The organism is Methylococcus sp. S1M, from assembly GCF_051295855.1.
Lineage (GTDB): Bacteria > Pseudomonadota > Gammaproteobacteria > Methylococcales > Methylococcaceae > Methylococcus > Methylococcus capsulatus.
This window is the reverse complement of record NZ_JBPDXO010000004.1, coordinates 104,442-126,814: the sequence shown is the minus strand read 5'-3', so window position 1 is coordinate 126,814 and position 22,373 is coordinate 104,442. Positions and strand designations below refer to the sequence as shown.

Sequence of the window (22,373 nt, the reverse complement as noted above, 5' to 3'; positions counted from 1 at the left end):
ATGCGCAAACACATTCTTCAGAAGATAGCTTCAAAGATTCCACCGTTTGGAAGGCTCATCTCCGAACGGGACCAGATGCGCGAAGCGATAGGCCATCTGTCCCGAGAAAGATGCCGTCTTCTCGAAGAAGTGTCATCGATCACTTCGGAGAACCTGTGTCTTCAGCAGTTATTGGACGAAAAGAACATAGGATATTGTCACTGCTGCAGACAACAAACGACATTCGTTATCACGGGAAACTGGCTCAGGGATCAATATCTATGTACAAACTGCCTTTCCATTCCCAGACAGCGCCATATCCAGTATATCCTCGATACACACTTTCGAGGCTGGGATAGCCTGCAGATTCATGAATCATCCCCATCCAACGACCTAATCGCCAGGCATTGCAGCCACTATTCGTTTTCCCAATATTTCGAGTCCGAAGAAGAAGGCGCTACGATTGATGGAATTCGCAATGAAAATCTCGAGTCCCTCACGTTTCCGGACGACAGCTTTGATCTATTCATTACCCAAGACGTATTCGAGCATATTTTCTCTCCGCATCTTGCGGCCAAGGAGATCATGCGGGTATTGAAACCTGGGGGAGCCCATGTGTTCACCGTTCCAAAGGAGAAACATCTACCCGGCAGCCGACCGAGGGCGAGAATTGTTGATTCAGAAATCGAGTATCTCGATGATCCGGTCTATCACGGAAATCCCGTAGGGGATGGTAAGGCACTCGTAACCTGGGAGTACGGAGATGACTTCGAAGCCTTGATTGGCAAATGGTCGGGCGGCATTACCACCACCTACGTAACCAGAGACAGGTCGTTAGGTATAGATGGAGAGTACATCGAGGTCTTTGTAACAAAAAAGCCACGCCATTGATTCACATCTGAACGACCTCGCCAATACTTTTGAATGGTTATTTCTATAGGAAACATGGGGAAACTTGCCCAACATCGCTAGGCGTTATGTCCCGAGGTTTCTGAAAGGAATTATGCTCTGTTCGAAGCCCGGAGCGTTCTCCGGGAAGTGTTGGGTCACCCCTTGAAAAGGGTATCCATAGGATGATCCGTCTCCATCCCCGTGTCCGCACGAACACCGCCGTACGGAAGGAACTCCAAGAGTCAAACCTGGGCTCACGCGCCGACGAAAGCGATAGTGACCGGGCCCCTGAAAGCTGGATGGCTCATACCCTCTCAAAACGCTATGAGCGCGGCTGTACTGCTGACTATGGCGCTGTGATTGCTTGGCAGACCGCCATAACCGATCTGGCCGAATGCCAGACGCCGGGCGCGGCAACTGTTGACGATGAATTTCAAGGTTCCGGCGGTGAGCCAGGCCAGAAAAGGAGTAATGGCGCAGGCGATATCCATAAGATCACACTGTCATCGGCCAAAGGGCCCAGATACACGTACCGATCCACAGCAGCACAGTCAGAGCGAGTTGCCAATCGCCGAGGAGGGCGTCGGTGGGGGATTCGCCGCCGTCCAGCGCTTCGATCACGTACCAGTAGCGGAATAGCCCGAACAGCACGAGGGGTATGGTGACCACCATTCCGGGCTTGGCCGATATCACGAACAAACTGTAGAACACGAGCGCGCCGGTCGCCGCCATTTCGGCGTAGCGGTCCACCAGCGCCACGCTATAGCGCTCGAGCACCCTGCTTCCACCGGTGCCACTGAAGGCGAGTTCCTGGCGGCGTTTGGCGGCGGCGAGATAGAGGGCGAGACACAGGGTGGTGACGAACATCCAGGGGGAAACCGGAACCGCGAGGGCCTGGGCGCCGGCATAAACGCGCAGGACGAAACCAATGGCAATCGTGAAGATGTCTATCACCGGCTGATGCTTGAGCACGAGCGTGTACAGGAGATTCAGCACCAAGTACGCCGCGATGACCTGAACCACGCCGGGCATGACGAAATATGCCCCGATCAGCGCACCGTAGAGACCGGCGAGCAGCAGACCGGCCTGAGACGGTGAGACGATACCCGCGGCGAGGGGACGGGTCCTGGATTTGGTGGGATGGCGACGGTCACGCTCGATGTCGTGGAGGTCGTTGACCACATAGGTGGCCGAGGCCGCGAGGCTGAACAACAGGGCGGCGAGCAGCGACTGGCCGATGGCAGGCAGGTTGAGAAACTCGCCGGAAAATATCAGGGGGGCCAGGACGAAGGCATTCTTCACCCACTGGCGGAGCCGCAGCAGCATGAGCAGCCCGACAAGAGTGGATTTACCCGTGTTGCGCGCCGTGGCAGGATTGGGAGCCATCAAAGCCCTCCCCCTTGACGGAAACCTGTAAAACTTTCCCCCACCCTGGCCCAGTCATGCCGGGCCGTCCGGGCCATGCTCCGCATGTCCAAACCTGCTCCCTGCGAATTTGTGCACGCGGAGCGCCCGAAGGGTGCGGCATGGGGGATGTGCCGCATAAAATCCGCTCCTGGCGGATTTGTCCCAGAGGGAGAGTGGGTCAAAAGCTTTGTGGTTTCGAACGCATACATTGCCGTGAATATGTTGCATGAATTGGAATCTGGAATTTTGCACAGGGTATGAAGACGGCGCTATGGTATTCATTTTTTGCGCTTATCGCCACCGTAGCCAATATCGGCAGCCAGGATGTCGCTATCCGGCTTTATCAGGGGATTCATAGCGTGACGGCCTCCGTATTGGTCGGCACGGCGGTGGGGTTGGTGGTCAAGTACGTGCTCGACAAGAAATACATCTTCCGTTTCAAGGTGAAGGGACTGGGGCACGACACCCGCACCTTTGCCTTGTATACGCTGATGGGGTTGGTGACGACCGGGGTTTTCTGGGGATTCGAGTTCGGGTTCGACTATCTGTTCCAGACCAAGACGCTGCGGTACGCGGGGGGAATCATCGGCCTCACCCTGGGATATTTGATTAAATATCACATGGACAAGCGTTTCGTGTTCCGGCAGCGGGGAGTCTGAATGAGGCTGACAGGATGGGGGCGGAAACCCGCCGTCGACGCCGAAGTGTTCGCGCCGTACTCGATCCCGGACCTTCGGTCGCGGTTTCCGCGGGCTCGATTCCGCGGCATCCCGCGCGGAAACGGCCGCAGCTACGGGGACAGCGCCCTGGCGCCGCAGGTGTTGAGCAGCCGCCGGCTGGACCGGTTCCTGGCGTTCGATGCAGAAACCGGGGTACTGCGGTGCGAAGCGGGCGTGCTGCTGGCCGACATCCTCGACGTGTTCGTGCCGCGCGGCTGGTTTCTGCACGCGACGCCCGGCACCAAGCTGATCAGCGTCGGCGGCGCCATCGCGAGCGACGTGCACGGCAAGAGCCATCACCTCGAAGGCTGTTTCAGCCGGCATGTGGAGCGCTTTTCGCTCATGCTGGCCGATGGCGGGATGGTCGACTGCTCGAAGACGCAGCATGCGGATCTGTTCCGCGCCACCTGCGGCGGCATGGGCTTGACCGGTTTCATCCTGGAAGCCACGCTCCGGCTCAAGCCCATCCGCAGCGCTTATCTGCGGGAAACCACCTTCAAGGCCGACGATCTGGATCACGCCCTGAGCCTTTTCGCCGAGCAGTCCGGCGCCCCCTACTCGGTCGCCTGGATCGATTGCCTCGCCACCGGCCCGAGGCTGGGCCGGTCGCTCCTCATGACCGGCGACTTCATCGACGACGGCCGCCTGCACGGGACCGCAAAGACGCCGCTCTCGGTTCCCGTCGATACGCCGGGTTTCGCCCTGAACCGGTACAGCGTGACCGCTTTCAACGCACTCTATTACCACAGGGTCAGGGGGCGGCAACGCGAACGTGTCGTGCATTTCGACCCGTTCTTCTATCCGCTGGATGGCATAGGCCACTGGAACCGGATTTACGGCAAGTCGGGCTTCACCCAGTACCAGTTCGTCATCCCCAAGGCGTCGGGAGCGGCCGGCATCGAGGAGGTCCTGCAACGGATCGCGGCTTCCAAGAGAGGTTCGTTCCTGGCCGTGCTCAAGACCTTCGGCCCAGCCAACGGCAACCCTCTGTCCTTTCCCATGGAAGGCTACACCCTGGCGCTGGATTTCAGGCTGGAGCCGGGACTGCTTCCGTTTCTGGAAGAACTGGACCGCATCGTGCTGGATCACGGCGGGCGTTTGTACCTGACCAAAGACGTGCGCATGAGTGCAGAAACCTTCCGCGCCGGTTATCCGCGCTGGAAGGAATTCCAGGATTTGCGCCGAAAATATGGAGCGGACACCACCTTCCGTTCGTTGCAATCGGAACGTTTGGGACTTTGAGCATGCAGAAGATACTGATCATCGGCGCCACTTCCGCCATCGCCCAAGCCACCGCCCGACGCTTCGCCGGGCGCGGCGACCGGCTCTACCTGCTGGGCCGTGACTTCGACAGACTGGAAGCGCTGGCTCAGGACCTCCGCATCCGCGGCGCCGAGTCGGTGGACTGCGCGAATTTCGAGGCGGAGAACTTCGCCGGCCATCCCGCTCTGCTCGACCAGGCGTACGAGACCCTCGGCGGCATCGACGTGGCCTTGATCGCCCACGGCACCCTGCCCGACCAGCGGGCTTGCGAGCAGAGTTTCGATGAGGCGCTGCGGGAACTCAACGTCAACGCCATCGGTACGCTGTCGCTGCTGACCCACCTCGCCAACCGGATGGAGCAGCAAGGGAACGGAACCCTGGCCGTCGTCAGTTCGCCCGCGGGCGATCGCGGCAGGCAAAGCAATTACGTCTACGGGGCGGCCAAGGCCATGGTCACGGTGTTCTGCCAGGGGCTGCGCAACCGGCTGTTCGGGAGCGGCGTGCGCGTGCTCATCATCAAACCCGGCTTTGTCGATACGCCGATGACCGCGGCCTTCGAAAAGGGCATGCTGTGGGCGCAGCCGGAGCGGATCGCAGCAGGTATCGAAAAGGCCATCGGCAAAGGCGCGGACTCGGTCTACCTGCCGGGGTTCTGGGCACTCATCATGTTAATGATCAGATCAATACCGGAGACGGTTTTCAAGCGGCTGAAGCTCTGACAGAACTCCGCAGGGCCGAATTCCAGACACCATCGACGCAATCATGGCACGCCCAAATCGGATAGTGTCACGTCCATCGATGGCATAGGCTGTTTCATCCCCTTGATACCCGCTACCGTCCTCTTTGTAACGGCAACTCGCCATACGCCCAACATACCTCATGGCGATGACTACGACGCCTTTCTTGTAACTTCGCTTCCAATGGGCTGGCGGGAAATCATCCCGCTCATCACCGCACGACACGATGGGCATCGTATCGCCCATTGCAGAATCACGGCAATCCTGGATTGCTTGGTATTTGGAAGAGTCGGTTTCGTACGTCCCGCGCTCCGTGGCGACTCGTTTCTCCTCGGGATGGCCCTGGTGATGATCCGGGCCGCAGGCGTGTAGCGCCAGGCGATGGCCAGGCCGCCCGCGTTCCTGACCCTATTCGGATTGCGCCATGACGGGTCCAGGTCCCGGGCCATGGCAGCGCGGTCGAATAACGCACTCGAACACATCATCCCGACATACAGGCGCTGTAGGTCACGACCTCGTTCTCCTCCACCACGGCGACATCGTCCTTGACCGACAAACCGGTGACGCCGTCCGAGTAATAATCTCCGCTTTCGGACGCGGTAAGCCTGGGCAGCGAGACCGACCTATCGCCCAGGTCCACGACCGCCGTCGCGCGGTCCCGTTGAAACCAGACCCGGAGTTTCCGGCCGCCGTCGCAGTAATAAAGAACATAACGATCCGACTGTATTCCGTCCTGCCCCATGCCGACGCAGCCGGAAGCCAGAACGCCGATCGCCGCACTAAGCGCCCGCCGAATAACGGAGACCGGATTCACGGAGCGCTTCCTCCTTCCGTCGTCTTTCGAACAACAGGGCCGTGATATGGCCCCTCTAAAGAAGCTCATTTTGGCTCCGAGAGTTCGTCCTGCTCGATCGTCTCCCTGAAGCGGCACAGTCCGCGGTAGACCATGTAGCCGACCCAGGGCACGCTGAGGCCGGTCATGAATTCCACGTTGACGAAATGCAGGCCGGCGGCTTTCAAGCCCTTGAACAGTTCGTTGGCCAGCGACACGCCGTAATAGGTGATGGCGACCGCCGACAGCCCTTCCACGGTCTGCTGCAGGCGCAGCTGCAGCTTGGCGCGGCGGTTCATGGACTGCAGCAGGGACTGGTTCTGCTGGGCCAGCTTGACGTCGATGCGGGTGGTCAGCAACTGATTGGCATTGGCGATCCGGCGGGACAGCTGCTCCAGTCCGTGCGCCACCGCCACGATGGTCTGCATGGCCGGCGCCAGCCGCCGGGTCAGATATTCGGTAAAGGTCGGGAATCCGGGAATGCGCTGCTCGCGCAACTGCTCGAGCCGGGTGTTGACGATGGCGTGGTAGGCACGGGAGGCATCGAAGCGGGAATAACTCGCCGACAGCAGATTCTCGACGTGGGCCGCCAGCTGGGACAGCTCCGCCTGAATGACTTCGTCGGTCTCGCCGCCATCCCTCGCCAGACAGGCCGTGAGGCGCAACAGCTCGTGGTCCGCTGCCCGCAGGCGCGGAATCAGCTTGCGCGCCTCGGGGAACGCCATGAGCGCGAGCATGCGATAAGTCTCGATTTCCAGAAGGCGCTGCACGGTCCGGCCCGCCTGCCCCGGGGAAAGCGATTCGTCCACTACCAGGAAGCGGCTGTAGCCGTCCGCATGGATGCGGAAATCGGTGTAGGCCCGGCCGGCACCGCCGGCGATCTTCGCGCCGATCACCCGGTTGCCTTCGAACACCCGGCTCAAGTCTTCCTCGCTGCGGAACCGGCTTTCGTCCTGGTGCGGCACGAGTTCGACGTGGGCCGCGACCAACAAGGCCCCCGGCAGCTTGCCGAGCCAGTCGTTCGGCAAGGCATTGCACAGCGAATTTTCGAACGACCCGACGCCGTCGACCCGCCGGCTGAACCGGTAGCGGGTGAACTCCTGGTGGCGCTCGATCTGCACCCGCACCTCGCCGTTGTCGAAGTATATCTGCCCGCCCGCCTCCGGCGCGGACACCCGCCAGGCACGGCACAGCTTCGCGATGTGCGCGGCCTCGTTGGCGCGGTCTTCGGGCGTCACCAGCATGATCAGTTGCGACACCTGCTCCGGAGCGAACAGGTTCTCATAGGCGCGCGCATGGACTTCGTCGTTCAGCTCCCTGCGGTCCGCGTGGCTGTGGGTCGGTAGCATAACCTCGATTCTCGTGGTTGTTGTTCGAATTCGGCCGTCGAGCCGACGTCAGGGAGTGATCCTGACCGCCAGCCCGCGTTCCCGGATCGCGGCGCCGAACGCCTCCAGGGCCTCCGCCGGCAATCGTTCCAGCCGGGACGACTCCGGCTGCAGGGAAGGCCGCGCCAGACCGTACAGCAATACGCCGCGCACAGGGATTCCATCGCAAACCAGACCGGACAGGAAGGCCAGATAGGCCTCCTGTTCGGGAGCGGAAGACGGCGCACCGTCCAATGCGAACAGACAGGTCTGGAGCCAGGTCGGGCAAAGCTTCGCGCAGGCCGCGATGCGGCGCCTGACGGTTTGGGGCTCGAGATGCACGTTGTTGATCCGGCGGATGCCCGCCTCGGTGGCGCTGTCCAGCTTGAACCAGACTTCTCCGCCGAGGGCGGCCCAGTGCCTCAGACCCTGCTGGACGGGCAAGCGCTCGATGCCGCTGCCATTGGTGATCAGCACCAACCCGATCCGTCCGGACAGGCCGAATCGCTCCGTCACCTTCTCGATGGCTGCGATGACCTGCTCGAACTCGGCCGCACCGGTCGGCTCGCCGTTGCCGGAAATGGCGATGTCACGAATCCGCCGTTGGTCGTCCGGTACGCCGTAACGCTCGAAAAAATCCCCTTCGAGCACATCGGCCAGCAAACCCTCCAGCTCTCGAGAGAGCAGAACGACGTCGACGGCCGGAGCGCCGCCACGGCGCAGGTCGGGCACCTGGCAGTAGATGCAGCGCCAGTTGCAGGCATTGTTCGGGTTGAGATTGATGCCGAGCGACAGGCCGCCCGCGCGCCGGGACAGGACCGGATAGACGTAGCGCAGGCCGGCGCTGTCGCGGCTGTGGTCGGAGACGGAAAGTCGATGGGATGCGGACATGCTCGAAGATACCACGCGGGTTCCGGTCAGAACCCTCGAAACAGGAATTCCACCGCCCGGGTGATTCCCGGGCGGCAGGCGGATAACGAGGTCACCGGCACTTTCAGGATTCGCACCGGGACGCCGGCGAGATTGGGAATTCCCAGCCCGCTCGACACCTCGGTTTGCACATCGGGCAAAAAAGGCAGATCGCCGGACATCCTCGTGGTGGCATCGGATGCGCATGATAGGCCAACATCAAAACTGGTGCCAATGCCCGGAGAATTTCAGGTGGCTGCCGCAGCCCCTGCGGCAATCACTGGCGCCGAAACCTGGCGCGACGACGATGCCTTCGGTCGCTTGGTTCACCGCGCATTCACCGTCCTCGAACAAACGGACGCCCACCACTTCGGCCTCTCCGACCATCAGCAGGTAATCGATATGCCAGCGCAGTTTCTTGTTCCGGCTCAGATGGCGACGTATGCGGGCATCCAGCTTGCGGCGGGCACTGCCGGTGTAGACGTAGCGGCCGGCCGGAAACAGGAATTCGCCCAGCCGGCCGACGGTGATCCGCGCCTCGGCTGTCAGCAGGATGTCGAGCTGGTAGACCGTCGCCGTTTGCGTGTCAGTGAGCCTCATCCCAGTTGTCGCCGGTGCCGATGTCGACCATCAGCGGCACCGCGAGTTCGGCGGCACGGCTCATGTGCTCACGCACGGTGGCGGTGGCTTCGGACACGAAATCCTCGGCCACCTCGAACACCAGCTCGTCATGCACCTGCATGATCATCCGCAACGGCGCCCCGCTGGATTCGATCCAGGCGTCCAGGGCGATCATCGCGCGCTTGATGATGTCGGCGGCCGTTCCCTGCATGGGCGCGTTGATCGCCGTGCGCTCGGCGTACTGGCGGCGCTGGCCGTTACGGGACTGGATGTCCGGCACGTGCAGGCGGCGGCCGAACAGGGTTTCGACATACCCCAACTCGCGCGCCGATTCGCGGGTACGGTCCATGTAAGCGCGCACGCCGGGATAGCGGGCGAAGTAGAGGTCGATGTAACCCTGCGCCAGCTTCTGCTGGATACCGAGCTGCTTGGCCAGTCCGAAGGCGGACATGCCATAGATCAACCCGAAGTTGATGGCCTTGGCGGAACGGCGCTGGCTGCTCGTCACCTCTTCCAGCGCCACACCGAACACCTCGGCGGCGGTGGCGCGGTGGACGTCGGCGTCCTCGGCGAAGGCGGCGAGCAGGTTCGCGTCGCCCGACAAATGCGCCATGATCCGCAGTTCGATCTGCGAGTAGTCCGCCGCCAGCAGCTTGTGGCCGGGTGGCGCGATGAAGGCCTGGCGGATGCGGCGGCCTTCCTCGGTCCGCACCGGGATGTTCTGCAGATTGGGGTCGGACGAAGACAGCCGCCCGGTCGCCGCCACCGCCTGGTGATAGGATGTGTGGACCCGGCCGCTGACGGGATTCACCTGGTGCGGCAGCTTGTCGGTGTAAGTGGACTTGAGCTTGGACAGCGAGCGGTATTCCAGGATCAGCCGCGGCAGCTCGAAAGTCTCGGCCAGTTCCTGAAGCACGGACTCGTCGGTGGACGGCTGGCCGGTCGGCGTCTTTTTGATGACCGGCAGCCCAAGCTTGTCGTACAAGATGGTCTGGATCTGCTTGGGTGAGCCGAGATTGAAGGTCTCACCCGCCACGGCCCGGGCCTCGGCCTCGACCTCCGCCATGCGCCGTTCCAGCTCGCGGCTCTGTTCCGCCAGCTTGTACACGTCCACCAGCACGCCGGCACGTTCGATGCGGGACAGCACCGGCACCAGCGGGATCTCGATGGTCTCGTACACAGCCCGCAGTGAAGGTATGCTCTCGAGTCGGGGCCACAGCGCCCGATGCAGGCACAGCGTGACGTCGGCATCCTCGGCGGCATAGCGGCAAGCGTCCTCGACCGAAACCCGGGCAAAAGGGATCTGCTTCGCACCCTTGCCAGCGACATCCTCGTAATGGAGGGTCTTGCGGTCCAGGTAGCGCTCGGCCAGCGAGTCCATGTCATGCCGGGTGGCCGTGCTGTTCAGCACGTAGGACTCGAGCATGGTGTCGTGGCGGATGCCGCGCAGCATGATGCCATGGTTGAGCAACACATTGGCATCGTACTTGAGGTGTTGGCCCAGTTTGGCCTTGCCCGGGTCCTCCAACAGCGGCCGCAGGCGCTCCAGCACCATGGCCCGGTCGAGCTGGGACGGTGCACCGGGGTAGTCGTGCGCCAGCGGCACATAGGCCGCCGCGCCCGGCTCGACCGCGAAGGACAGGCCGATGACCTCGGCGCGCATGTAGTCCAGACTGCTGGTCTCGGTATCGAAGGCGAAGAGCTCGGCCGCTTCGAGTTTCTCCAGCCAGCGGTCGAATGCGGCCGGGTCCATGACCGCCTGGTAGCGTGTTTGGACTTCCGGCGCCGCGGCGACGGGAGGAGCGGCCTTCGGGTCGTCCGCTTCGGCGTCCAGTTGCCGGAGCAAGGTCTTGAATTCCAGCCGAGTATACAGCTCGCGCAAAGCGGCCTTGTCCGGCGGCCGCCGCTCCAGGGATTCCGGCGTCAGCGGCAGCGGGAGGTCGCAACGGATGGTGGCCAGTTCGCGCGAGAGCGGGATCAGCTCCAGACTGGCGCGGAGGTTCTCACCGGTCTTGCCGCCGATTTCTCCGGCGCGGGCGATCAGTGCATCGAGCGAACCGTATTCGGCCAGCCATTTCGCGGCGGTTTTGGGGCCAACCTTTGGCACGCCGGGGATGTTGTCCGAGGTGTCTCCGACCAGGGCGAGATAGTCGACGATGCGCTCGGGCGGGACGCCGAACTTGACGATCACGCCGTTGACGTCGAGCCGGCTGTCGAACATGGTGTTTTCCAGAGTCACCCGGTCACACACCAGTTGCGCCATGTCCTTGTCGCCGGTCGAAATCACCACCCGGAAGCCCCGTTCCACCGCCTGCCTCGCCAGGGTGCCGATGACATCGTCCGCCTCCACCCCCGGCTCGATCAGCATCGGCAGCCCCATCGCCCGCACCACCTGGTGCAGCGGCTCGATCTGGCTCCTCAGATCGTCGGGCATGGGCGGGCGGTGCGCTTTGTAATGCTCGAAGAGCTCGTCGCGGAAATTCCGCCCCGGCGCATCGAACACCACGGCGATGTGGGCGCCGTCGTAGGTCTGCAACAATTTGCGCAACATGTTGATGACGCCATAGACGGCCCCGGTCGGCTCGCCGTGGGAGTTGGTCAGAGGCGGCAGGGCAAAGAAGGCGCGGTACAGAAAAGAGGATCCGTCGACGAGGACGAGGAGCGGAGAGGTGTCGGACACAGGCATGCTCAAGGAAATTCGCAGGGGCTCAAGATATACGATCTCACGCGGGAGGCGAAGCCTCGGAACCCCCTTGACACCTCATCCGCGATCGGCCGGTGCTAAACTGGGCCGACGCCAATCGGCGCTCCTGCCGACCCCGCCTGCATCCGCCGACATCCATCTTCAGGAGTACCCATGTCCCGTACCGGCATCATTCTCGCTCTGATCGTATGCGGCATCCTTCCGCCCGTTCATGCCGCCGAGGACGAAGACTACGCCCGGTCGCGGCGGCGCCTGATTGAAGCCAATCTGCCATTGACACCCGAGGAGGCCGCCCGGTTTTGGCCCATATACGACCAATACTGGAAAGAACTCTCGGCGCTGACGGCACGGCGGGAGGCCTATTACGTCGAACTGGGCAACAACTTCGACTCGATGACGGATGAACATGCGAAAAGAATCGTGCTGGAGCACATCAGCCTCGAAGAAGAGCGTTACCGCTTGCTGAGAACGTTTTTCCCGAAATTTGCAACGGCGATCCTGGCCAAGAAGGCGGCCCGTTATTACCAGATAGAAGCCAAGATCCAGGCGGCGGTCAATGCCGAAATCGCCGAACGCATTCCCCTGATCAAATAGAACCCGTGCGGAACCCTCTGATGTCACCCCTCGGAGCCGCCGGACTCGCGTTGACCGCCACGCTGGCCGCCGGATGTACCTCGCTCGGAAACCCGTCTCCCAAAACTCGGACTGGCGCGGCGACCGTAGCCACGGAAGCCCCCCGGACCGAGACAGCGACCGTGGTCGCTGCCGATGTGACCTTCGCATCTTCGTACGCGGCGTTCCGGACCTTCGCCAAACAACACGTAGCGGCGATGGAAGCCCGCCGGCGAAACGCCGGCCCGGGAACGAAAACGGGTCGAGGGAATCCCGCTCCTGCCGAAGCCGAAGCTCCGGCGGCTTTTGCCCGCCCCCCCTCCTACGAACCCTTCGAGACTTATGGCAGCCAACGTGCCGAGGCAGTGACCGAAGCGTTTTTCAAAGGCCGCTATAACCGTTCCCGCGCCCGCTTGCCCGAAAACGTCGAGAAATGGCGCTCGCAACCCGACATCGACAACCCCGGCCCGGACCTGGCCAACTTTCCCAACAGCGCATTCACCCTTCCAGCCGGACACGCCTATGTGGAATTCGTGCCTTTCACCTACTACGGCACTTCCCGGTCGAACCCTGCGCAGTACAACACGGAATTCCTGCTGCGCTACGGCCTGACCGACGAAGTCGAGCTTCGTCTGTTCGGCAATGGTGTCACCTGGCAGGGCGGCAGCAATTCCGCCTGGGGCTTTGCACCCATCGCCTTCGACACCAAGATCAATGTCTGGTTGGAAAAGCCGGATTATTTCCTGCCGGCTCTGGGGATAGAGGCCTACCTCCAGACCCAGTGGCTGGGCTCCGCACCCTTCGATTCGGGCACCCAGCCTTCGATCAGCTTCAATTTCGACCAGTCGCTGCCGTTCGACATCGACCTGGAATACAACCTGGGTGTGACGCGCACCCAGCAAACGCCGGGTCAGGACGAATGGGAATTCGTGTTCCAGTGGGCCTTGCAACGCGACCTCTTCGACAAGGATTTCGCCGTCTTCATCCATGGCTACTACAATGCCATGACCCTGCCGCGGCTCCCCAGCTCACAGGCCGCCGTGACCGACGACCAGACCCAGGATGCCGTGGGCGCCGGCCTGATCTGGACGGTCGACAGCCGTTTCGCGATGTGGGCACAGAGCGCCGCCGGCACCACCCGGAACTCCCCCTCCCTGATCAGCTCGGTGGGACTCGCCCTCGCCTTCTGACTCCTGAAGCCAGGCCGGGCAGCGCGGCCAGCTTCGACCGGACCCTGCCGGCCTGCCCAGCACGGTCGGTGTCGAAGTCGCATTCTGATGGCGGTCTGACATGCCCAGGGAGAACGGGGAAAACCTCGGTGATGGCGCAGGCTGGCTTTGATCGTCCCCCTCAGGCGACCTGACCCCTGAGCTGGTAGCCAAAGTCCCGGCCAACCGTGCCGCCCTTGCGCACCCGCACCGCGCAGTATTTGAGCTCGGCGATCTTGGCGTAAGGGTCCAGGGCCTGATTGGTGAGACGGTTGGCGGCGGCTTCGTAGTAACAGAAGGGAATGAACACGCTGCCCCGGGGGATGCCGTCGTCGGCCCGGGCGAACAGGGCGATCCGGCCGCGCCGCGATTCCACGGTCAGCACATCGCCGGCCTCGGCGCCGATACCCTCCAAGTCGAGCGGATGGACACTGACGGTGGGCACCGGCTCGATGGCATCCAACACCGAAGCGCGCCGCGTCATCGAGCCGGTATGCCAGTGTTCCAGCTGGCGGCCGGTGATGAGCACCAGAGGGTAGTCTGCGTCCGGCCGCTCATCGGCCGGGATGATGTCGGCCGGCACGATCCTGGCGCGTCCGGAAGGAGTGGGGAACCGTTCGGTGAAGATCACCGGCTGGCCCGGGTCCGTCTCGCTGGCACAGGGATAGGTGACATGGCCTTCCCGCTCCAGACGCTCCCAGCTGATGCCCGCAATCGACGGCATGGCCGAGCGCATCTCCTCGAACACCTCCCGGGGCCCCTGATAGTTCCAGTCCAGCCCCAGACGGCGGGCGATTTCCTGGATGATCCACAGATCCTGGCGGGCCTCGCCCGGCGGCGTCACGGCCTGACGGCCGATCTGCACGATGCGGTCGGTGTTGGTGAAGGTGCCGGTCTTTTCCGCATAGGCCGAGGCCGGCAGGATGACGTCGGCAAAATAGGCCGTCTCGGTCATGAACAGGTCCTGGACGATGAGGTGCTCGAGGCTCGCCAGACCCTCCCGGGCATGATTGCTGTTGGGATCGGACATCGCCGGATTCTCGCCCTCGATGTACATGCCCTTGATCCGGCCGGCGCAGGCCGCGTCGATGATCTCCACCACCGTCAGGCCGGGCTGGCCGTCCAGGGGCACGCCCCACAGTCTTTCGAACTTGGCCCGCGCCGCCTCGTCGTCCACCCGCAAATAATCCGGGAAGCACATGGGGATGAGGCCGACGTCGGAAGCGCCCTGGACGTTGTTCTGGCCGCGCAGCGGATGCAGTCCGGTGCCACGCCGGCCGATCTGGCCGGTGACCATGGCCAGGGCAATCAGGCAGCGCACGTTGTCGGTGCCATGGACATGCTGGGAAACCCCCATGCCCCAGAGGATCATGGAGGCCCTGGATCGGGCGTAGAGACGGGCCACCTCGCGCAGGGTCCGGGCATCGATGCCGCAGATGGGCGCCATGGCCTCCGGCGAATAGGCGAGGACGTTCTGCTTGAGCGCCTCATAGTTCTCGGTGCGCAATCGGACGAAGTCCTCGTCCACCAGACCTTCCGTGACGATGACGTGCAGCAGGGCATTGAGCATGGCCACGTCGCTGTCCGGCCGGAACGGCAGGTGATAGGCCGCATGGCGCGCCAGTTCGGTGCGGCGCGGGTCCATGAGGATCAGCTGGGTGGTGCCTTTCTTCACCGCGTTCTTGATGAAGGTCGCGGCCACCGGATGGTTGACGATGGGATTGGAGCCGATGACGACCACCACTTCGGCGTGCTGCACGTCCGCTACCGGATTGGACACCGCCCCCGATCCGACCCCTTCCAGCAGGGCGACCACCGAGGAGGCATGGCACAGCCGGGTGCAGTGATCGACGTTGTTGGTGCCGAAGCCGGTGCGGACCAGCTTCTGGAACAGATAGGCCTCCTCGTTGCTCCCCTTGGCCGAGCCGAAACCGGCCAGGGCATGTTTGCCGTGTTCGGCGATGATGCGCTTGAGGCCGTCGGCGGCGAAGTCCAGCGCCTCCTCCCAGCTCGCGGGACGGAATGCGGCCAGCGGGTCGGCCGGGTCCAGTTCGCCCCGGGGGTCCTTGGCGACACCCGGTTTGCGGATCAGGGGCTGGGTCAGGCGCTGGCGGTGGGCCGGATAATCGAAGCCGTAGCGCCCCTTGACGCACAGCCTTCCGTGATTGGCGGGGCCGTCGCGGCCGGTCACCTTGACGATCTTGCCGTCCTTGACGTGGTAGGTGAGCTGACAGCCGACGCCGCAGTAGGGACAGCCGGAATCCACCCGGCGGTCGGCCTCCAGCAGGGCGGCACCGTTGCCGGGGGCAAGCGCGCCGGTGGGGCACACCTGGACGCATTCGCCGCAGGAGACGCAGCTGGACAACCCCATGGGATCGCCCTGATCGAACACGATGCGGGCATGGCTGCCGCGGTAGGCGTAGCCGATGACGTCGTTGACCTGGGTCTCCCGGCAGGCGCGGACGCAGCGCGTGCACTGGATGCAGGCATCGAGCTGGACGGAGATGGCGGGATTGGAGCGGTCCGGCGGCGGCGCCTCCCGGCCGGGAAAGCGTGAGCCGGACACCCCCAGCCGCTCCGCCCACTGGCGCAATTCGTCGTCGCGGCTGCGGGAGATCTCGGGCTGGTCGGCGAGCAGCAGTTCCACCACCATTCTCTGCGCGGAACGGGCCCTGGGACTGTCGGACCGGACCTCCATGCCCTCGCCCGGCGTCCGGCAGCAGGAGGCGGCGAGCACCCGCTCGCCCTCGATCTCCACCACGCAGGCGCGGCAATTGCCGTCGGGGCGCAAACCGTCCCGGTGGCACAGGTGCGGGATCTCGACCCCATGACGACGCGCCGCCTGGAGGATAGCCTCTCCCGGCCGGGCGCCGATCGGCCGTCCATCGAGCTTGAAGACGATCTCGTCGCTGGGGTTCATCGAAATTCCTCCGGAAAATACTTCATGGCGCAGCGCAGCGGATTGGCCGCGGCCTGGCCCAGTCCACAGATGGACGCATCGCTCATGGCGCCGGCCAGCTCCTCCAGCAATGGCCGATCCCACTGGGGCTGGGCCATGAGCGCGGCGGCCTTGGCGGTGCCGACCCGGCAAGGGGTGCACTGGCCGCAGGATTCCTCGGCGAAGAACCGCATGGCATTGAGCGCCAGGTCGCGGGCCTTGTCCTGCGTGGAGAACACCACGACGGCGGCGGAACCGATGAAGCAGCCGTAAGCGTTGAGGGTATCGAAGTCGAGGGGCAGATCGCCCAGGCTGGCGGGCAGGATGCCCCCGGAGGCGCCGCCCGGAAAGTAGCCGTAGAATTCATGCCCCTCCGCCATGCCGCCGCAATACTCGGCGATCAGTTCGCGCACGCTGATGCCGGCCGGGGCCAGGTGTACGCCGGGTTTCCGCACCCGGCCGCTCACCGAGAACGAGCGCAAGCCCTTGCGATCGCGCCGGCCATGGCCGGTGAACCAGTCCGGCCCGCGTTCGACGATGTCCCGCACCCAGTACAGCGACTCCATGTTGTGTTCCAGGGTCGGCCGGCCGAACAGGCCGACCTGCGCCACGAAAGGGGGACGCAGCCGGGGCATGCCGCGCTTGCCTTCGATGGACTCGATCATGGCCGACTCCTCGCCGCAGATATAGGCTCCGGCGCCCCGCCGCAGCTGGATTTCCGGCAACGGCCCGGGCAAGGCCTCCCGCAGTTGCCGCAGTTCCTGCAGCAATATCTGCCGGCAGCCGGCGTATTCGTCCCGCAGATAGATGTAGATGGATTCGATGCCCACCGCCCAGGCGGCGATCAGCATGCCTTCCAGGAAGCGGTGGGGATCGCGTTCCAGATAGTGGCGATCCTTGAAGGTGCCGGGCTCGCCCTCGTCGATATTGACCGCCATGAGGCGCGGTGCGGGCTGGGCGCCGACGATGCGCCACTTGCGCCCCACCGGGAAACCGGCCCCGCCCAGACCGCGCAGGCCGGAGCTTTCCAGCAGGGCGATGACCTCTTCGGGACTGCGGTGACCGGAACGGCAGTCCTGGTACAGCCGGTAACCGCCATCGGCCCGATAGGCGGCGTAGCTGCGGTAGGCGGCGGGCGCGGGCAGGGTTTGCCCCTGCTCCACCGCGGCGCTCACCGCCGCAGGCGTGGCCCGGTCCACGGGGTTCTGGCCCACCACCGCCACCGGCGCGTGCTGGCAGCGCCCGACGCAGGGCACCGGCTGTATCCTCACGCCCTCCCCCAAGGCGTCTTTCAGCGCCGGCATCAGGGCGTGGGCGCCGGCCATGGCGCAACTCAGGGACTCGCACACCCGGACGGTGAACGGCGGGGGCGGCGATTCGCCTTCCGCGACCACATCGAAGTGATGGTAGAAGGTGGCGACCTCGTAGACCTCCGCCTGGGAGAGCTTCATCTCGAAGGCCAAGGCGGCGATGTGGCGGGCGGACACATGGCCGTAGTGGTCCTGGATCTTGTGCAGGTGTTCGATCAGCAGGTCGGCGCGGCGCGGTTCCGCCCCCAGCAATCGTTGTATCTCCTCAAGCACATGGGCGTCGACGGGACGCCCCTTCGGCTTTCCCAGCCTGCGCCTCTGCTCATCCGAGGAAACGGCCTGGTATTCGGGCATAGTTCTGTCTCCCAACAATGGTTCCTGGCGACCCCTGCCAGACGAGAACGCTCGATGAGCGTGACGGAGGGATCGAATTCATGAAGAGTCCTGCTGCCGGCCCGTGGCCCGATTCCGGCCAATCCGGATGGCAGCCTCGGCGCCAACGGCCGTTCCTTCAGCGCCGCTGGCTTGACCTGGCTCGCGGCACTTTGCCTCCGCCGTGTCGAGCGCACCCTCCCGCAGCCGCACAATGCAATCGCCAAAGATCGCCGCGTCAGCCGGATCGTGAGTGATCATCACCATCGGAATCCGAAGGCGCCGCTGCAGCCCGTCGAGTTCGTTCCGCATCGTGACCCGCAGATCGGGATCCAAAGCCGAAAAGGGTTCATCGAGCAGCAGCAGCCGCGGCCCGGCGATCAGCGCCCGCGCCAGGGCGACGCGCTGTCGCTGCCCGCCGGAGAGTTCGTTCGGATACTGGTGCGCCAGATGGCCGAGCTGGAAGGTCTCGAGCCAGTAGTCGACGGCTTCGCGGCGAAATGCCACGGCTGGGTTGAACCAGCCTCTCACCAGCGCGAAGCCGACGTTCTGGCGCACCGTCAAATGGGGAAACAGGGCGTAGTCTTGAAACACATAGGCTGCTTCGCGCCGCTGCGGCGGGCAATCGATGCCGGCGCTGGCATCGAACACGGTCCGGCCATCGAGGCGGATATACCCGGCGTCGGGACGCACCAATCCGGCCATCGCCTTCAAGGTGAGGCTCTTGCCGGAGCCCGATGGCCCGAGAATCACCGTTCGTTGGCAATTCGATTGCAGACGCACATCGAGATGGAACGCCCGCTTACCGGCACGCAATGTCTTTCTGATATCGCAATCGAAGTACATGAGGCAGATTTCCGAGGGAACCGGCTAATATCCCGATCGGCCGGCACCCAGACGGCCAGCCGACAACAGGACGGCGATGCTGACCGCCGAGATGACGAGTACCAAGCTGTCTGCGACGTGATCCTGGCCGGCCTGGACGGCCTCGTAGACTGCGACCGACAGGGTCTGGGTCTTGCCGGGAATGCTGCCGGCCACCATCAGCGTGGCGCCGAATTCGCCAAGCGCACGCGCGAAGGCCAGCAGCAGGCCAGCGAGGATGCCACGCCACGCCAGTGGCAACGTGACCCGGAAGAAGATGGCCGGCTCGCTGATACCCAGCACCCGGGCCGCCTGTTCCAACTGGGGGTCGACGGCTTCGAACGCGGCCCGCGCCGGTTTGAACACCAGGGGAAAGGCCACGATCGAGGCCGCGATCACCGCCGCCTGCCAGGTGAAGATCAGATCGATACCGAACTGGCCGTGCAGCCAGGCCCCGAATTCACTCCGCCGTCCGATCATGACCAGGAGGTAGTAGCCCAGGACCGTAGGCGGCAACACCATCGGCAAGGCAAGGGTGGTTTCGATGAGATCCCGGCCGGGAAAACGCCCGCGCGCCAGCAGAAAACCGACGGCGACACCGAATACGAGATCGATGGCCGTGGCCCAGCCGGCAACCTTCAGGGAGAGTGCGAGTGCCGCCCACATGGCCTCCATGAGAGACGTTCCCCGTCTTAAGGTTTCGGAAAACCATGACTGGCCAGGATGGCCTGCCCGTCCGCGGACAGCACGAAGCCGGTGAAGCGCCGTGCTTCCTCGGCATGCGCCGCATCGGCCAGCGGAGCGATGGGATAACGTATGGCCACATCCAGCGGCACCTCGAAGGCGATCCGGACCCTGTCTGCCGCCTCGCCGGCATCGGTGGCGTACACGAAGCCGGCATCCACCTCGCCGCGCGACACGTAATCCAGCGACTGGCGGACGTTCTGGGTAGTGATCGCCTTGGTCGCGACCGCTTCCCACAAACCGGCCTTTTCCAGTGCACGGCGGGCGTAGCGGCCCACCGGGACGCTGTCCGGGTTGCCGATGGCGATCCGGCGCACGGCGGCCTGCGTCAACTCGGACAGATGCCCGAGTGACACGGACTGCCCCTTCGGCACCACCAAGACGAGGGTGTTGGCAGCAAAGTCACGGCGTTCATTGGCGTGTGCCAGGCCAATTTTGACCGCTTCGTCCATCGTTTCCTGATCTGCGCAAGCGAACACGTCGACAGGCGCGCCTTTGGCGATCTGTTGCAACAGAACGCCAGAGGCGCCGAAATTCACAAACACCTTGGCGTCGGGATGCATCTCCTCATAGCGCCGGGCCATGTCCTTGAAAGCCTGGGTCAGGCTGGAGGCGGCAGAAACGGTCAATTCGACCGCACCCGGCTGGCCGGCCATGACCAAGCCGGCGACGGCAACGAGCAGCCGAATGATGTTGCGGTGTTCCATGTCGGGTCTCTCGATGTGAGGGTGACAGGAAATGGTTACGTAATATTTGACAGTATATATCGATGTCCGCACAATGACACCCCCTGCAGGCGGCCGGGCAGCTGGGCTGGCTCCGTCCGGATCAGCCGCCGTGCGCCCGGCCCCCGGGGGGGGCGATCAAGGCATTGGCCACCCGGGTGGGAAAGCAGGCGCCGCCTTCCCAAAGCACGTCCACTTGAGCTGCACAGCGACCGGCCCTGTCGGGCCGCGCCTTCCGAAGGGGAAGCAAAGCTCGAATCCAAGAAATCCTATATTTCGGGCGCCATCTTCATCAACAGGAAATTTCCATTAACTCATTGGTACAGTGTGTGAATTTCGCCGGCGCAGGCAAAACGTGAAATTGCGCTTACCGCGCAAATTCTTCCACCTGTACCTGGGGGAAGTTTGCTTTCGGTTCAACCACCGCCACGAAGACCTCAAACCCTTGCTGGTCAAGCTTCTTAAGACCACCCGCATGAATCTCGTCAATCCAAAACCGGTCCGGATTCGTTAAGGAATGACCTTACAAAAACGGGTTGTGTCCCCCTGGACTCGGGACGCCGGGCTCCCATTTGACACGGTGACTCCCTGGCGCCGCTTGCCACGCCTTGCCCCGACTCGGGTCGAAATGACAGAATAGCCAGCCTGATCGCGGCAAAGCGATGAACACCTCGCGCAGACCGGGACCGCCCCACGCCCTGCGCTTCCGTTGAGTCCCAAGGAAAACCATAACCATGAACGAATTCTGGATCGCCCCCTCGATTCTCTCCGCCGACTTCGCCCGTCTCGGCGAGGAAGTGGACGACGTCCTCAAGTCGGGCGCCGACATCGTCCATTTCGACGTGATGGACAACCACTACGTCCCGAACCTGACCATCGGCCCGCTGGTGTGCGAGGCATTGCGCAAGCACGGCGTGACCGCGCCGATCGACGTGCACCTGATGGTCAAGCCGGTCGACCGCATCATTCCCGATTTCGCCAAGGCCGGGGCCAGCTACATCACCTTCCATCCGGAGGCCTCCGAGCACATCGACCGCAGCCTGCAACTCGTCAAGGACTCCGGCTGCAAGACCGGGCTGGTGTTCAATCCGGCCACACCGCTCAACTATCTGGATCACGTCATGGACAAGCTCGACATGATCCTGCTGATGTCGGTCAACCCCGGCTTCGGCGGCCAATCCTTCATTCCCTACGTGCTGGACAAGGTCCGCGAGTGCCGCCGCCGCATCGACGCCAGCGGCCGCAACATCCGCCTGGAGATCGACGGCGGCGTCAACGCCAGGAACATCCGCGAGATCGCCGCCGCGGGCTGCGACACCTTCGTCGCCGGCTCGGCGGTGTTCGGCGCGGGCAAGGCCGAAGATCCGAACCGCTACGACTCCATCATCCGCGCCCTGCGCGACGAACTGGCCCAGGCCCGCGCATGATCGGATTCCGGCCCGAGCTGATCGCCTTCGACCTCGACGGCACGCTGGTCGACAGCGCGCCCGACCTGGCTTGGGCGGTGGACGCCATGCTCGAGTCGCTGGGCCGCGCCCCGGTCGGACTGGAGCGGGCGCGCGGCTGGATCGGCAACGGTGCGGACATGCTGATCAAGCGGGCCATGACGGGAGAGATGTGGCCGGAATCGGAACCCGAGGAATTCCAGGAAGGCATGCGCCTGTTCCTGGAATTCCACGAGGCGCATCTGTGCGAACGGGGCGGCCTGTTTCCCGGCGTGCTGGCAGGGCTCCAGGGCCTGAAGGCCGCAGGCTATGCCACGGCGGTCATCACCAACAAACTGGCCCGCTTCACCGAACCGCTGCTGGAACGGCTCGGCATCGCGGGGTATCTGGACTTCATCGGCTCGGGCGACCAGTTCGAGCGCATCAAACCGGACCCGCTGCCGTTGCTGAAGACGGCGGAGCGGTTCGGCGCCCGGCCCGAACGCTGCCTGATGGTGGGCGATTCCGGCAATGACGTGCGGGCCGCCCGCGCCGCCGGTTATGCGATACTGTGCGTTCCTTACGGCTACCGGGGGGAAGTCGCCACGCCGGAACAACTGGGTGCGGACGGCATCCTGGACTCCATCGGCGAGCTCCCCGCCCTTTTGAAACAACCGACATGACGGCCTTATTCCGATTCGATCCGCAGAAACGATGGCGCAGCGCGGCCTGAAGCACTGAAACCCC

Annotated in this window: 21 protein-coding genes; 8 read left to right on the top strand and 13 right to left on the bottom strand. The window is 63.7% G+C overall.

The window, feature by feature from the left end; translation table 11 throughout:
* Nucleotides 1-75 precede the first annotated feature (75 nt).
* Nucleotides 76-870, top strand: coding sequence for a class I SAM-dependent methyltransferase (locus ACSHWJ_RS09025; RefSeq protein ID WP_432539695.1), 795 nt, complete (start codon nt 76-78; stop codon nt 868-870).
* A gap of 314 nt (nt 871-1,184) precedes the next feature.
* On the opposite strand, the gene ACSHWJ_RS09020 is transcribed toward ACSHWJ_RS09025, so the two are convergent.
* Together ACSHWJ_RS09020 and ACSHWJ_RS09015 are read right to left on the bottom strand one after the other, a co-directional pair.
* Entirely contained in the window at nt 1,185-1,361 is a 177-nt protein-coding gene (locus ACSHWJ_RS09020) for a divergent PAP2 family protein (RefSeq protein WP_017366215.1), read from the bottom strand.
* Nucleotides 1,362-1,365: 4 nt separating this feature from the next.
* On the bottom strand, nt 1,366-2,256 hold the full coding sequence (locus ACSHWJ_RS09015) for a decaprenyl-phosphate phosphoribosyltransferase (RefSeq protein ID WP_017366216.1): 891 nt from the start codon (nt 2,254-2,256) through the stop codon (nt 1,366-1,368).
* A gap of 278 nt (nt 2,257-2,534) precedes the next feature.
* On the opposite strand from ACSHWJ_RS09015, the gene ACSHWJ_RS09010 reads away from it, so the two are divergent.
* Genes ACSHWJ_RS09010 through ACSHWJ_RS09000 form a run of 3 tightly spaced genes read left to right on the top strand, consistent with a single transcriptional unit; the run spans nt 2,535 to nt 4,978 of the window.
* Entirely contained in the window at nt 2,535-2,936 is a 402-nt protein-coding gene (locus ACSHWJ_RS09010; RefSeq protein WP_017366217.1) for a GtrA family protein, read from the top strand.
* Nucleotides 2,937-4,238, top strand: a complete 1,302-nt coding sequence (locus tag ACSHWJ_RS09005; protein ID WP_017366218.1) for an FAD-binding oxidoreductase — start codon at nt 2,937-2,939, stop codon at nt 4,236-4,238.
* Nucleotides 4,239-4,240: 2 nt separating this feature from the next.
* Entirely contained in the window at nt 4,241-4,978 is a 738-nt protein-coding gene (locus ACSHWJ_RS09000; RefSeq protein ID WP_017366219.1) for an SDR family oxidoreductase, read from the top strand.
* Nucleotides 4,979-5,477: 499 nt separating this feature from the next.
* On the opposite strand, the gene ACSHWJ_RS08995 is transcribed toward ACSHWJ_RS09000, so the two are convergent.
* From ACSHWJ_RS08995 to polA, 6 genes are all read right to left on the bottom strand, one after another.
* The gene (locus tag ACSHWJ_RS08995) at nt 5,478-5,810 is read right to left on the bottom strand and encodes an MliC family protein (RefSeq protein ID WP_017366221.1); all 333 of its coding nucleotides are present in this window, start codon (nt 5,808-5,810) and stop codon (nt 5,478-5,480) included.
* 65 nt (nt 5,811-5,875) lie between these two features.
* Entirely contained in the window at nt 5,876-7,177 is a 1,302-nt protein-coding gene (locus ACSHWJ_RS08990; RefSeq protein WP_017366222.1) for a DUF3422 family protein, read from the bottom strand.
* A 48-nt stretch (nt 7,178-7,225) separates the two neighbouring features.
* Entirely contained in the window at nt 7,226-8,086 is an 861-nt protein-coding gene (locus ACSHWJ_RS08985) for a radical SAM protein (protein WP_432539696.1), read from the bottom strand.
* 26 nt (nt 8,087-8,112) lie between these two features.
* A complete protein-coding gene (locus ACSHWJ_RS08980) occupies nt 8,113-8,286 on the bottom strand; it encodes a CcdB family protein (protein ID WP_218798256.1) in 174 nt (57 codons plus the stop codon).
* Nucleotides 8,287-8,323: 37 nt separating this feature from the next.
* A complete protein-coding gene (locus tag ACSHWJ_RS08975; protein ID WP_218798257.1) occupies nt 8,324-8,704 on the bottom strand; it encodes a GIY-YIG nuclease family protein in 381 nt (126 codons plus the stop codon).
* Nucleotides 8,691-11,411: a DNA polymerase I gene (polA, locus tag ACSHWJ_RS08970; RefSeq protein WP_218798458.1), complete on the bottom strand. Its 2,721-nt coding sequence runs from the start codon at nt 11,409-11,411 to the stop codon at nt 8,691-8,693. The genes ACSHWJ_RS08975 and polA overlap by 14 nt, the downstream gene beginning before the upstream one ends.
* 171 nt (nt 11,412-11,582) lie before the next feature.
* Between polA and ACSHWJ_RS08965 the strand changes: the two genes are divergently transcribed.
* Together ACSHWJ_RS08965 and ACSHWJ_RS08960 are read left to right on the top strand one after the other, a co-directional pair.
* Nucleotides 11,583-12,023: a hypothetical protein gene (locus ACSHWJ_RS08965; RefSeq protein ID WP_218798258.1), complete on the top strand. Its 441-nt coding sequence runs from the start codon at nt 11,583-11,585 to the stop codon at nt 12,021-12,023.
* Nucleotides 12,024-12,043: 20 nt separating this feature from the next.
* Nucleotides 12,044-13,231 carry a transporter gene (locus ACSHWJ_RS08960; RefSeq protein ID WP_256996541.1) on the top strand — a complete coding sequence of 396 codons (1,188 nt, stop codon included), beginning with the start codon at nt 12,044-12,046 and terminating at the stop codon, nt 13,229-13,231.
* Nucleotides 13,232-13,391: 160 nt separating this feature from the next.
* Here the strand turns inward: ACSHWJ_RS08960 and fdhF are convergent, their stop codons facing one another.
* From fdhF to modA, 5 genes are all read right to left on the bottom strand, one after another.
* Nucleotides 13,392-16,169 (bottom strand): formate dehydrogenase subunit alpha, encoded by a 2,778-nt coding sequence (gene fdhF / locus ACSHWJ_RS08955; protein WP_432539697.1) that lies wholly within the window; start codon nt 16,167-16,169, stop codon nt 13,392-13,394.
* A complete protein-coding gene (locus tag ACSHWJ_RS08950; RefSeq protein ID WP_432539698.1) occupies nt 16,166-17,851 on the bottom strand; it encodes an NAD(P)H-dependent oxidoreductase subunit E in 1,686 nt (561 codons plus the stop codon). Before ACSHWJ_RS08950 ends, fdhF begins: the two co-directional genes overlap by 4 nt.
* 78 nt (nt 17,852-17,929) lie before the next feature.
* Entirely contained in the window at nt 17,930-18,715 is a 786-nt protein-coding gene (locus tag ACSHWJ_RS08945; RefSeq protein ID WP_218798261.1) for an ABC transporter ATP-binding protein, read from the bottom strand.
* A gap of 24 nt (nt 18,716-18,739) precedes the next feature.
* Entirely contained in the window at nt 18,740-19,408 is a 669-nt protein-coding gene (modB, locus tag ACSHWJ_RS08940; RefSeq protein WP_218798262.1) for a molybdate ABC transporter permease subunit, read from the bottom strand.
* A gap of 17 nt (nt 19,409-19,425) precedes the next feature.
* Nucleotides 19,426-20,133, bottom strand: coding sequence for a molybdate ABC transporter substrate-binding protein (gene modA / locus ACSHWJ_RS08935; RefSeq protein ID WP_432539699.1), 708 nt, complete (start codon nt 20,131-20,133; stop codon nt 19,426-19,428).
* A gap of 803 nt (nt 20,134-20,936) precedes the next feature.
* On the opposite strand from modA, the gene rpe reads away from it, so the two are divergent.
* Nucleotides 20,937-21,629 (top strand): ribulose-phosphate 3-epimerase, encoded by a 693-nt coding sequence (rpe, locus tag ACSHWJ_RS08930; RefSeq protein WP_017366231.1) that lies wholly within the window; start codon nt 20,937-20,939, stop codon nt 21,627-21,629.
* Nucleotides 21,626-22,309 (top strand): phosphoglycolate phosphatase, encoded by a 684-nt coding sequence (locus ACSHWJ_RS08925; RefSeq protein ID WP_218798264.1) that lies wholly within the window; start codon nt 21,626-21,628, stop codon nt 22,307-22,309. Before rpe ends, ACSHWJ_RS08925 begins: the two co-directional genes overlap by 4 nt.
* Nucleotides 22,310-22,373: the final 64 nt, after the last annotated feature.

Excerpts from the sequence above, each read along its gene's own strand:
- ACSHWJ_RS09000 (WP_017366219.1), top strand. The coding sequence starts at position 4,241 with ATGCAGAAGATACTGATCATCGGCGCCACTTCCGCCATCGCCCAAGCC.
- ACSHWJ_RS08965 (WP_218798258.1), top strand. The coding sequence starts at position 11,583 with ATGTCCCGTACCGGCATCATTCTCGCTCTGATCGTATGCGGCATCCTT.
- modA (WP_432539699.1), bottom strand. The coding sequence starts at position 20,133 with ATGGCCGGCCAGCCGGGTGCGGTCGAATTGACCGTTTCTGCCGCCTCC.
- modB (WP_218798262.1), bottom strand. The coding sequence starts at position 19,408 with ATGGAGGCCATGTGGGCGGCACTCGCACTCTCCCTGAAGGTTGCCGGC.
- ACSHWJ_RS08990 (WP_017366222.1), bottom strand. The coding sequence starts at position 7,177 with ATGCTACCGACCCACAGCCACGCGGACCGCAGGGAGCTGAACGACGAA.
- ACSHWJ_RS09005 (WP_017366218.1), top strand. The coding sequence starts at position 2,937 with ATGAGGCTGACAGGATGGGGGCGGAAACCCGCCGTCGACGCCGAAGTG.
- ACSHWJ_RS08980 (WP_218798256.1), bottom strand. The coding sequence starts at position 8,286 with ATGTCCGGCGATCTGCCTTTTTTGCCCGATGTGCAAACCGAGGTGTCG.
- ACSHWJ_RS08925 (WP_218798264.1), top strand. The coding sequence starts at position 21,626 with ATGATCGGATTCCGGCCCGAGCTGATCGCCTTCGACCTCGACGGCACG.
- ACSHWJ_RS08950 (WP_432539698.1), bottom strand. The coding sequence starts at position 17,851 with ATGCCCGAATACCAGGCCGTTTCCTCGGATGAGCAGAGGCGCAGGCTG.
- ACSHWJ_RS09020 (WP_017366215.1), bottom strand. The coding sequence starts at position 1,361 with ATGGATATCGCCTGCGCCATTACTCCTTTTCTGGCCTGGCTCACCGCC.
- ACSHWJ_RS09015 (WP_017366216.1), bottom strand. The coding sequence starts at position 2,256 with ATGGCTCCCAATCCTGCCACGGCGCGCAACACGGGTAAATCCACTCTT.
- rpe (WP_017366231.1), top strand. The coding sequence starts at position 20,937 with ATGAACGAATTCTGGATCGCCCCCTCGATTCTCTCCGCCGACTTCGCC.
- ACSHWJ_RS08985 (WP_432539696.1), bottom strand. The coding sequence starts at position 8,086 with ATGTCCGCATCCCATCGACTTTCCGTCTCCGACCACAGCCGCGACAGC.
- ACSHWJ_RS08945 (WP_218798261.1), bottom strand. The coding sequence starts at position 18,715 with ATGTACTTCGATTGCGATATCAGAAAGACATTGCGTGCCGGTAAGCGG.
- fdhF (WP_432539697.1), bottom strand. The coding sequence starts at position 16,169 with ATGAACCCCAGCGACGAGATCGTCTTCAAGCTCGATGGACGGCCGATC.
- polA (WP_218798458.1), bottom strand. The coding sequence starts at position 11,411 with ATGCCTGTGTCCGACACCTCTCCGCTCCTCGTCCTCGTCGACGGATCC.
- ACSHWJ_RS09010 (WP_017366217.1), top strand. The coding sequence starts at position 2,535 with ATGAAGACGGCGCTATGGTATTCATTTTTTGCGCTTATCGCCACCGTA.
- ACSHWJ_RS08975 (WP_218798257.1), bottom strand. The coding sequence starts at position 8,704 with ATGAGGCTCACTGACACGCAAACGGCGACGGTCTACCAGCTCGACATC.
- ACSHWJ_RS08960 (WP_256996541.1), top strand. The coding sequence starts at position 12,044 with ATGTCACCCCTCGGAGCCGCCGGACTCGCGTTGACCGCCACGCTGGCC.
- ACSHWJ_RS09025 (WP_432539695.1), top strand. The coding sequence starts at position 76 with ATGCGCGAAGCGATAGGCCATCTGTCCCGAGAAAGATGCCGTCTTCTC.